General features: G+C 71.0%; 2 protein-coding genes. Both read right to left on the reverse strand.

Annotation, left to right across the window (positions count from 1 at the left end; genetic code table 11):
- Positions 1 to 125 precede the first annotated feature (125 nt).
- The gene (locus tag ACFHWT_RS31280) at positions 126 to 809 is read right to left on the reverse strand and encodes a response regulator (protein WP_416598295.1); all 684 of its coding nucleotides are present in this window, start codon (positions 807 to 809) and stop codon (positions 126 to 128) included.
- The coding region (locus ACFHWT_RS31285) for a sensor histidine kinase (RefSeq protein WP_416598296.1) at positions 806 to 1,246 on the reverse strand (441 nt) is incomplete at its 5' end. The genes ACFHWT_RS31280 and ACFHWT_RS31285, both read right to left, overlap by 4 nt.

Here is a 1,246-nt window from a genome sequence, read left to right on the forward strand (position 1 = left end):
GGGGAGGACGGCGTATCGGCGTCCGATTCAAAAGGCCCGCGCCGGCGGCCACGGCGAGGAAGATCGCTCCGACGGCGAGGACGATCAGCGCGAGGTAGCCGAGGATGTCCACGGTGGTTCTCCGTTCATGGCTGGTATCGGTAGCCCATGCCGGGTTCGGTGAGCAGATGGCGTGGCCGGGCGGGGTTGGGTTCGAGTTTGCGGCGTAGCTGGGCCAGGTATTGGCGTAGGTAGCTGGTTTCGGTCTCGTAACCCGGGCCCCAGACGTCGTGCAGGAGCTGGCGCTGGGTGATCAGCTTGCCGGGGTTGCGCAGCAGTGTCTCGAGGACCCGCCACTGGGTGGGGGTCAGTTTGACCTCGGTGCCGTCGTCGGCGGTGACGGTGTGGGCGGCGAGGTCGACGGTGTGGTGGCCGAGTCGTGCGGTGGGGCCGGTCGGGTCGGTGCCCGACGTGTGTCGGCGGGTGACGGCGCGGATCCGGGCGAGGAGTTCGTCGACGCCGAAGGGTTTGGTGACGTAGTCGTCCGCGCCGGCGTCGAGGGCGGTGACCTTGTCGTCGCTGCCGGCGCGGCCGGAGAGCACAATGATCGGAACGGTGGTCCAGCCGCGGAGTCCTCGGATGACGTCGACCCCGTCGAGGTCGGGCAGACCGAGGTCGAGCACGACGAGGTCGGGTGGGTGGCTGGCGGCGGTCCTGAGCGCGGCGGTGCCGGTGGCGGCGACATCGACGTCGTAGCCGCGGGCGCGCAGGTTGATGCGCAGCGCGCGGAGGATCTGTGGTTCGTCGTCGACGACGAGGATCCGACTCATTCCTGTGGCCCCTCCGTGGGTTCGGCGGCTGTGGCGGCGGGCAGCCGCAGCACCATGGTGAGTCCGCCGCCGGGCGTGGTCTCCGGAGTGATGCTGCCGCCCATCGCTTCGGCGAGGCCACGGGACAGGGCGAGACCGAGTCCGACGCCGGTGGTGTTGTCGCGGTCGCCGAGCCGTTGGAACGGCAGGAAGACGTGGTCCCACTGGTCTTCGGGGATGCCGGGGCCGGTGTCGATGACGCGGAGTTCGACCTGGCCGGCGTGGGCGCTGGCGGTGATGGCGGGTGGTCGCCCGGGTGGGCTGTGGCGCAGGGCGTTGGCCACGAGGTTGACCAGGACCCGTTCGAGCAGGCCCGGGTCGGCGGTGGCGGCAGGCAGGTCGGCAGGGATGTCGGTGGTGACGTCGGTGGCGGGCGGGCCGAGTTCGTCCAGGGCCCG

Origin of the sequence: Micromonospora sp. LOL_021, from assembly GCF_048060215.1 — a bacterium.
Classification (GTDB): Bacteria; Actinomycetota; Actinomycetes; order Mycobacteriales; family Micromonosporaceae; genus Micromonospora_E.

Coding starts and splice junctions, on each gene's coding strand:
- ACFHWT_RS31280 (WP_416598295.1), bottom strand. CDS start 809: ATGAGTCGGATCCTCGTCGTCGACGACGAACCACAGATCCTCCGCGCG.